The sequence below is a fragment of the Streptosporangium sp. NPDC050148 genome, assembly GCF_055586505.1.
In genome coordinates this window covers 157923-166257 of record NZ_JBVJIA010000019.1, presented here as the reverse complement: position 1 = coordinate 166257, position 8335 = coordinate 157923, and the positions used below count along the sequence as shown (strand labels likewise).

Annotated in this window: 7 protein-coding genes and 1 riboswitch; of the genes, 2 read left to right on the top strand and 5 right to left on the bottom strand. The window is 72.6% G+C overall.

Going from position 1 to position 8335, the window contains the following annotated elements:
• Positions 1–107 precede the first annotated feature (107 nt).
• The 5 genes from ACZ6RT_RS22460 to ACZ6RT_RS22440 all read right to left on the bottom strand — a co-directional run bounded on the left by ACZ6RT_RS22460 (position 108) and on the right by ACZ6RT_RS22440 (position 5155).
• On the bottom strand, positions 108–650 hold the full coding sequence (locus ACZ6RT_RS22460) for a C40 family peptidase (protein ID WP_470155798.1): 543 nt from the start codon (positions 648–650) through the stop codon (positions 108–110).
• A 133-nt stretch (positions 651–783) separates the two neighbouring features.
• Positions 784–943, bottom strand: a riboswitch (cyclic di-AMP (ydaO/yuaA leader).
• 367 nt (positions 944–1310) lie between these two features.
• The gene (locus tag ACZ6RT_RS22455; protein ID WP_470155796.1) at positions 1311–1601 is read right to left on the bottom strand and encodes a DUF1905 domain-containing protein; all 291 of its coding nucleotides are present in this window, start codon (positions 1599–1601) and stop codon (positions 1311–1313) included.
• Positions 1602–1978: 377 nt separating this feature from the next.
• On the bottom strand, positions 1979–2956 hold the full coding sequence (locus ACZ6RT_RS22450; protein ID WP_399193376.1) for a C40 family peptidase: 978 nt from the start codon (positions 2954–2956) through the stop codon (positions 1979–1981).
• Positions 2957–3111: 155 nt separating this feature from the next.
• Entirely contained in the window at positions 3112–3786 is a 675-nt protein-coding gene (locus tag ACZ6RT_RS22445) for a hypothetical protein (protein ID WP_399193379.1), read from the bottom strand.
• Between the two features lie 46 nt (positions 3787–3832).
• Positions 3833–5155 carry an NYN domain-containing protein gene (locus ACZ6RT_RS22440; RefSeq protein WP_399193381.1) on the bottom strand — a complete coding sequence of 441 codons (1323 nt, stop codon included), beginning with the start codon at positions 5153–5155 and terminating at the stop codon, positions 3833–3835.
• A gap of 173 nt (positions 5156–5328) precedes the next feature.
• On the opposite strand from ACZ6RT_RS22440, the gene ACZ6RT_RS22435 reads away from it, so the two are divergent.
• Positions 5329–6474, top strand: a complete 1146-nt coding sequence (locus ACZ6RT_RS22435; RefSeq protein ID WP_470155794.1) for a phosphotransferase family protein — start codon at positions 5329–5331, stop codon at positions 6472–6474.
• Between the two features lie 77 nt (positions 6475–6551).
• On the top strand, positions 6552–8276 hold the full coding sequence (locus ACZ6RT_RS22430) for a DEDD exonuclease domain-containing protein (protein ID WP_470155792.1): 1725 nt from the start codon (positions 6552–6554) through the stop codon (positions 8274–8276).
• Positions 8277–8335 lie beyond the last annotated feature (59 nt).

Below are 8335 nucleotides of genomic sequence, written 5' to 3'. Positions count from 1 at the left end.
TGGTTCTCACCCTCTAAACACACACCCTCCCCCCCCCCCCCCCCCCCCCCCCCCCCCCTCCCCCCCCCCCTCCCCCCCCCCCCCGGGACCGCTGTCACCGTTCGGGTTCAGGCTCCGGGCCGGGCCGCTCCCGCGAAGGAGGACCGGTAGTGCCCCTTCAGCTTCACGATCCGGACGGACTTGCCGCTGCTCGGCGAGTGGACCATCCTGCCCTTGCCGACGTACATGCCGACGTGGCCCTTTCCGCTGAAGAACAGCAGGTCACCGGGGAGCAGCTTGCTCCAAGGGACCTTCTTCTTGAGCGACCTGTACTGGCTGTGCGTGATCCTGGGAAGGGACACGCCGGCCGTGCGCCAGGCGTAGCGGACGAGCCCCGAGCAGTCGAAGGCTCCGGGACCGGAGGCTCCCCACCGGTACGGATCGCCGATCTGCTTCTTGGCCGCCGCGACGGCCTTGCCGGCCCGAACCTTCTGCAGTGCCGCCCTGCTCATCGTGGCCTTGGCCTTGGCCTTGGACTTCGTGGCGGTCCTGGCCTTGGTCCTGGCCTTGACCGTGCCCTTCGTCGTGGCCCGCCCGGTCTCCGTGCTCTCGGTCTGCTCGGAGACGCCGGTCGCGCTGCTGACCAGGATCTCAGGGGGATTGTCCGTCATCGCCTGCGCCGCCGTGGGTCCCAGGGTGACCGCTCCGGCTGAGGCGGTCAACGTGAGGGCGACGCCGCCTAGAGAAAGGCGGAAAAAGCGTGACAAACGGGGGTTGTACGGGGTGGTAGACAGGATTTCTCCTTGGTGCTTCCACTGATGCCTACCGGGTTAGCTGACGGATTCGGGCTTGGAAGATGCCCTACAGCACAAATGTGCCGATTCACCCCTGGCCACGGTGTGTCGGGCCTTTTGGGTCCCCGGTTCCATGCCTCCTGGCTGCACGGATTCGGCGGGCCGCCACGATGACGTCCGCCCCTTGCGGGGGCGCGGCGGCCGGCTGGATTTCTATGGACGAAGACGGCCCGGAGACCGTCGTTCACCGCGGCGGCATGGCTTGCACGTCGCGCAGCCAGAAGTTACTCCGATCGCCACGTTTCGGCAAAGGGTTCCCAGAAACGGAGGATCGAGAGGGCTTCTTGATCCTCCCGTTACCGCTGCGTGATGCCTATTTATGCGATCGAGATATGACTCTCGTCACATCGCCCTCCAAGCCCTGTGAATCGCGAGTTTTGTTATCTTCGTCACATCGTTCCGGCCCTCGCGGTGAGCGCGGGGGACGCCGTGGCCCGGGTCGCCGCGAGCGGCGTTCCCGGGCCCGCGGGCGACGGTTCAGCTCAGCCGCCGCTCGAGGTGGAACGTCACCTCGGCCCCGGCCTCGTGCTTGCCGATCAGCCTGCACAGCTCCGCCCGCAACGGCAGCCAGTGCGGGCCGGCGCCCGAGGGCATCAGCGTGGCGGCGAACGGGTGACCGTCGACCGTCCCGGTGACCTTCACGGCCCGCCTCGTGCCGAGGAGCTCGGCCGAGCCCGGCACGGTCACGAAGGTGGCGAAGGCGCCGTCCTTCTCGATGGGGGCGGTGAAGGTGTGGTCGAGCGGCTGCGAGGTCGCGGAGGTGGGCATCGTCGTCTCCCTGGTCCTGTGTCGCGGCACGCCTCCGGGGGCCGGAGGAGGCCGATGGTCCGTCCGGAGAGAGGACTCCCGCGAGGGCGCGGAATCGTCGCCCGCGCGCGAGACGTCTTCACGGACCCCCACGGGCGCCGGTGGGCGGCCCGTCCGGGGGGCGAGCGGCCCAGACGGACCGGAGCCCCCTCGGGAGAGGGCGCCCCGGGCACACGGGCCCTCAGGAGCGGACGGCCCTCAGGAGCACGACGGGGTCCTCAGGGGCACACGAACCGCCCTGAGGGACGGACGGGCCCTCAAAAGCGACGGGCCCCCAGAGCGACGGGCCCCCAGAGCGACGGACCCCCAGAGCGACGGACCCCCAGAGCGACGGGCCCTCAGGGGCGGACGGCCCCGACGAGGCGGCGGCCGTAGGCCGACAGCGGGACGACCTTGACCACGTCGCCGGTCTGCGGGGCGTGCACGATCTTGCCGTCGCCCGCGTACATGCTGACGTGCCCCAGGCCCTCGCTGAAGATGAGGTCCCCCGGCTGCAGGTCGTTCAGCGAGACCTTGCGGCTCGCGCCCCAGCTCCACTGCTGCCAGGTCGTCCGGGGGATGCTGACCCCGCCGGTGCGCCAGGAGGCCTGCACCAGGCCCGAGCAGTCCCAGCCGCCGGGGCCGGTGCCGCCGTACTGGTAGGGCTTGCCCACCTGGGCGAAGGCGAACTGCAGGGCGGCACGGGCGTTGCCCGAGGCGGCGCCGGTGTACTGGATCCCGGCGCTGTCGGGGTCGCCCTGGCGGAAGGCGCCGAGCTCGCGCAGGAGCTTGGTCTGGACCTTGACCATCCTGTCAGCCTTGGCCTTCTCCTCGGCGAGCTCGTCGCGGGTCTCGTCGGCCTCGGCCAGCACCTCCTTGGCCTTGTCCCGGTTGGTCCGCAGCTCCTTGGTGGCCTGGTCGAAGGCGCTGAGGGAGCGGGCCCGGGAGGCGGCCATCTGGTCGGCGGCGGCCAGGCCGCTGAGCAGCGCGGCGGGGTCGGGCTGGACGACCATGCTCTCCCAGCCGGTGATCGCACCGGACTGGTAGCTGCTGACGGCCATCGAGACGAGCTCCTCGCGCAACCCGGCGACCCGCTCGCTCTGGCGGGCCAGGTCGCCGTTGAGCGTCCGGTACTTCTTCCTGGCCCGCTTCCACTTCTCGGCGGCCTGGTTGTACTTCTCCACGACCTGGTCGGCCTGCTCGTTCAGCTTGGCCAGCTTCTTCCTGGCCTGGGCGAGGGTGGGCTTGGGCTCCGCGACCGCTCCGCTCACCGGCACCATCAGCAGTGCGAGGGCGAGACCGGCCGCCACCGGTATCCGACTCAGTCCAACCGGCATGCCCGCCACGGCCACGTCAACGCCTCCCAGATACACAGACCTGCGGCGAATAGTACAGAAGAAGTAATGATTGGCTCACCTTTTCGTCGGGTTTGCCCCAAACAGGTGGCCGTTCCTTCCGCCGCAGGTCATGTCCGCCGGACGGCGGCCCGCCGCTACCGGCAGATGGCGACGGAGCAGACCTTGGCGGTCATCCTCCTGGCGTCGCGCAGCTGGACGGCCCAGTCGCTCGCGACGGGCCTGGAGTACTCCCCGGCCCACTGGTAGATCAGGACCGCGCTGCCCTTCCTGACCAGCACGCTCCGGTCGCCGCCCACCCCGGCCTTGCCGCGGTAGTACACCTGGCCGGAGACCCTCAGCGCCTCGTCGCCGATCCCGGCCTGCCGCGCGTGGGCGTAGCGGTAGGTGGAGCCGGACCGGGTGTCGGACCGGCACGCGACCAGGGCCGCGCGGACCTGGGAGACCGCCCTGGCCGCGTCGGCCGGTGAGCGGTACAGCACGACCTGCTCGACCTTCATGAAGTCCGGCACCGCGGTGTAGGTCACCGTCCGCGCGGCCAGGCGGCCGGTCCGGGCCGGCGTGCTCCGGTCGCAGGGGTTCACCGCCAGCGGGGTCTTCACCGAGCCGCTGACCTTCCAGGTCGTCTCGGGGTCGTCGTCCTTCTTGGCGGCCTCCTTCTCGTACAGCAGGAAGCCCTTGGGGATCGTGGCCGTCCCGGTGGACGCGGTGCCGCCGGTGGGGACGGTGGGGACGGTGGCCGCGCCGGCGGGTGCGGCGGTGGCCGCGCCGGCGGCCAGGACGGTGAGGGCGAGCGCTATGATCTTCTTCATCGGGTAATCCTCCTGGATCATTCGATGCGCGAACCACCCGAAAGGTTCACGCACGACCCAGGCGGCGCAGCAGGAGGACCGCGGGCACCGGGCGGGCCCCCATCCTGCGCACCGAGTCGGCCACCTCCCGGTCGGAGGAGACCACCGCGACGGCCCGTCCCGCGGGCTCGGCGCGGACCAGCTGGCGGATCAGGTCGTCGGCGATCTGCCCGGGGGCGCTGAACATCACGCGCACCCCGCGCGGCGCCGACACCGGGACCGGACCGTTCAGCTCCGCGCCGTCGAAGACGCAGGTCAGCTCGGTACGGGTCTGCGCGTAGAGCGCCCCCAGGCCGGTGAGCAGGCGGCTGCGCTGGTCGGCGAGGGTGAAGGTGCCGTAACCGGACTTGGTCACGTTGTAGCCGTCCACGATGAGGTGGATCTGCGGCAGCGCGAGCAGCTGGTCGAGCAGGGCGGGGTCGTCGTCGGCCAGCGCCCGAGCCGGGACCGCCTGGACGCCCTGGCTTCCCGGGGCCACCGCGGCCACCGAGTCGGCGGGGCGGTGGATGCCCGAGGGCAGCGCCAGCTCCCTGCGCAGCCCGGCCGCGGCGTCCTGGAGGGCGTCCAGCAGCATGCGCACCTTGGTGTCCTCCACGCTGCGGCCCTCGCGGGCGGCCCTGCGGGTGGCCTCCAGCTGGCGCTCGGCGTCGGCCAGGCGCTCGCGCAGGCGGCGCAGCTCGCCCTCGGTCGCGCTTCCGGCCGAGACCGCGGTCGCCTTGACCTCGGCCGCGGCCTCCTCGGCCGCGACGGCGCGCGCCTCGGCGGCCCTGGCCCGCTCCCGGGCGTCGTGCAGCCGGTGGCGCAGGTCGGACACCTCCGAGCGGGAGGACCGCAGCTGCTCGCGCAATCGCTCGGCCTCGTCCTTGGCCGCGGCCTTCTGCGCGGCGAGCTGCTCGCGCAGCCGGGTGACCGTCTGCTCCTGCGCCGACCCCTCGGCGGCCACGGCCGACCGCTCCAGGTCCTCCCGGGCCGTCTCCACCATCTCCGCCCAGCCCGGCGGCCGGGTCAGGTAGGCGGCGGCGGCCACCATCACCGGCTCGGCGGCCGGCGGGACGGTGCCCTCGGCCAGGCTGGCGACCAGCTCGGGCCAGCCGGCGGTCAGGGTCTCGGCGACCAGCTCGCGGAACTTCTTGTCGGTCTCCAGCTGCGCAGCGATGGGCGTGCCGCCGAGCTTGGCGCGCTTGCGCGGGTCGAACCTGGCGATCCCCTTCAGGGGCGCGGGGACCGAGGCGGCGGGCATCGACCCGAGGATCTGGGAGGCCAGCTCCACGACGTGTGAACGGACCTGCTCGGGTAACGGACGAGACAGGCCCTCTCCGGCTGAACTCATCACGGCCCCTACTCGGATCGGCATTCACGTCAAGGGTACGGCTAGCGCACCCTGACCCCGACCTGACCGAAGACGACCGGCGCCCGGCCCGCCGGTGAACCCTTTATGGACAAGCGATTGCTCATAGGTTACGACTGTGCGGATCACTTTGTGACCTACGCCACGGGAGAGCGATGGAAGAGCGGCGCGAACGGGCCGAGGGGATGCGGACCTCCACCCGTGACCTTGCCGAGGTACGCGAGCGGTTGCGCTCCTGGCTCACCGGCAGGGTCGGGGCACCCGTCACGATCCCCAGGGTCGACCATCCGTCGGGGAACGGGCTGTCCAGCGAGACCCTGATCTTCGACGCGCGATGGACCTCCGGCGGCGAGGGCCGCGAGGTCGGCGGGGTCGGCGGGGTCCACGAGGTGCGCTGCGTGGCCAGGATGGCGCCGGCGAGCGAGGCGGTGCCGGTCTTCCCCGACTACGACCTGGGCAGGCAGTTCGAGGTCATGCGGCTGGCCAGGGAACGCGCGGGCGTGCCCGCCCCGGCGACCCTGTGGTACGAGCCCGACCCCGGCCCGCTGGGCACCCCGTTCTTCGTGATGGAGCGCCTGGAGGGGGACGTGCCGCCGGACCTGCCGCCGTACACCTTCGCGGGCTGGCTGCCGGAGGCCTCCCCGGCCGACCGCGACCGGCTGCAGCGGCACAGCGTGGAGATCCTGGCCAGGCTGCACGGCACCGCGCTCACCGCCGGGGAGACGGCGGCGCTGGAGCCCGCCGGGACGGGCGGGTCGGCGCTGCGCAGGCACGTCGACGAGCAGCGCGCCTACTACGCGTGGGCGCACGGCGCGAGGCCGGTCCCGCTGCTGGAGCGGGCGTTTCGCTGGCTGGAGGAGCACTGGCCGGACGATCCCGGCCCCGACGTGCTGAGCTGGGGGGACGCCCGCATCGGGAACGTGATGTACCGGGACTTCACCCCGGTGGGGGTGCTGGACTGGGAGATGGCCACGATCGCCCCCCGGGAGCTGGACCTCGCCTGGATGATCTTCCTGCACCGGTTCTTCCAGGACGTCGCCGAGTCCATGGGCCTGCCGGGCCTGCCGGACTTCATGCGCTCCGAGGACGTGTGCCGCACCTACCGGGAGCTGACCGGGTACACCCCCCGGGACATGGGGTTCTACGAGACCTACGCCGCGCTGCGGCACGGGGTCATCATGGCCCGCGTCTGGCAGCGCCGCGTCCACTTCGGCGAGCTGCCCGTGCCCGGCGACCCCGACGACCTGGTGCTGCACCGGCACCGGCTGGAGCGGATGATCGCGGGGGATCGCCGCAGCTGAGCGGCGCCCGCCCGCGGGGGCCCCCGAGGGGGAGGCGGCGCGCTAAATGTCGGTCGGGGCTTCTAGGGTCGGGGATCGTGGACTACGCCGTACAGGGAACGCTCGACGAGCTGGGCACGCCGCTCAGCGAGGTCACCTTCGTCGTTTTCGACCTGGAGACCACCGGCGTCTCGGCGGCCGAGCACGCCGTCACCGAGATCGGGGCGGTCAAGGTCAGGGGCGGCGAGGTGCTCGGCGAGTTCGGCACCCTCGTCGACCCCGGCTCGCCGATCCCGCCGTTCATCTCGGTGCTGACCGGCATCACCGACGGCATGGTGGTGGCGGCGCCCAGGATCGAGGCGGTGCTCCCTTCGTTCCTGGAGTTCGCCGCGGGCTCCACCCTGGTGGCGCACAACGCCGGGTTCGACATGGGCTTCCTCAAGGCGGCCTGCGCCGCCCACGACTACCCCCCGCCCGGCCATCCGGTGGTCGACACCGTGGACCTGGCGCGGCGGCTGCTGACCCGCGACGAGGCGCCCAACGCCAAGCTCGCCACCCTGGCGAAGATGTTCAGCCGCACCGAGCCCTGCCACCGGGCCCTCGCCGACGCGCGGGCCACCGCCGACGTGCTGCACGCGCTGCTGGAGCGGGCCGGCTCGTTCGGGGTGCACACGCTGGAGGAGCTCAAGGGGTTCGTCCGCGCGCCCACGCCCGAGCAGCGCCGCAAGCGCCACCTGGCCGACTCCGTGCCCTCCGGCCCCGGCGTGTACGTGTTCGAGGACGAGGGCGGCGACCCGCTCTACGTCGGCAAGAGCGTCGATCTGCGCAACCGCGTGCGCAGCTACTTCACCGCGGGCGAGACCCGGCCCCGCATCCGCGAGATGGTCGGCATCGCCGCGCGGGTCAGGTCCATCTCCTGCGCGACCCCGCTGGAGGCGGAGGTCAGGGAGCTGCGGCTGATCGGCTCGGCCAAGCCCCGCTACAACCGCAGGTCGCGCTTCCCGGAGAAGATGTTCTGGCTGAAGCTGACCGACGAGCCGTTCCCCCGACTGTCGGTGGTCCGCGAGATCAAGGACGACGACGCCTCCTACCTGGGCCCGTTCTCCAGCACCCGCGCCGCCGAGGACGCCCGCGCGGCGCTGCACGAGACGATCCCGCTGCGCCAGTGCACCGAGCGGATCACCCTGCGCTCGCGGCGGTCGGCCTGCGCGCTCGCCGAGATCGGCCGGTGCGGGGCGCCGTGCGAGGGCCGCCAGAGCCCCGAGGAGTACGCCGTGCACGTGGTCGCGGCCCGCCGGGCGCTGGAGCTGGACGCGGCCCCGGTCTTCTCGGCCATCGAGGCCCGGATGGAGCGCCTGGCGCTCGACCAGCGCTACGAGGAGGCCGCGGCCGACCGCGACCGGCTGGCCGCCTACGTACGCACCTCGGCCCGGATGCAGCGGCTGCGGTCGCTGACCGCGATCCCCCAGCTGGTCGCCGCCGCCCCGCTCCCCGGCGGCCGGTGGGAGATCCACGTGGTGCGCTACGGCCGCCTCGCCTCGGCCGGGGTGATGCCCTCCGGGGCCCATCCCACCCCGTTCGTCGACGCGCTGACGGCCACCGCGGAGACCGTGTCCCCGGGGGCCGGGCCGGTCCACGCGGCCAGCGCCGAGGAGACCGAGTGCGTGCTGCGCTGGCTGGAGTCACCCGGGATCCGGCTGGTGCAGGTGGAGGGCACCTGGAGCCTTCCCGTCTCGGGCGCCGGGAGGCTCAAGGCGCGCATCGACCGCGCCTACCAGGGGGGCGAGCCGCGCCGGGCGCGCGAGGGCCGCCCGCTGCGCTGAGCGCCGCGCGGGACGGCACTGGTAGCTTCTGAGGCGGCAGGCAGCACTCAACGAGGAGG

Coding starts and splice junctions, on each gene's coding strand:
- ACZ6RT_RS22440 (WP_399193381.1), bottom strand. CDS start 5,155: ATGAGTTCAGCCGGAGAGGGCCTGTCTCGTCCGTTACCCGAGCAGGTC.
- ACZ6RT_RS22450 (WP_399193376.1), bottom strand. CDS start 2,956: ATGCCGGTTGGACTGAGTCGGATACCGGTGGCGGCCGGTCTCGCCCTC.
- ACZ6RT_RS22435 (WP_470155794.1), top strand. CDS start 5,329: ATGGAAGAGCGGCGCGAACGGGCCGAGGGGATGCGGACCTCCACCCGT.
- ACZ6RT_RS22455 (WP_470155796.1), bottom strand. CDS start 1,601: ATGCCCACCTCCGCGACCTCGCAGCCGCTCGACCACACCTTCACCGCC.
- ACZ6RT_RS22445 (WP_399193379.1), bottom strand. CDS start 3,786: ATGAAGAAGATCATAGCGCTCGCCCTCACCGTCCTGGCCGCCGGCGCG.
- ACZ6RT_RS22460 (WP_470155798.1), bottom strand. CDS start 650: ATGACGGACAATCCCCCTGAGATCCTGGTCAGCAGCGCGACCGGCGTC.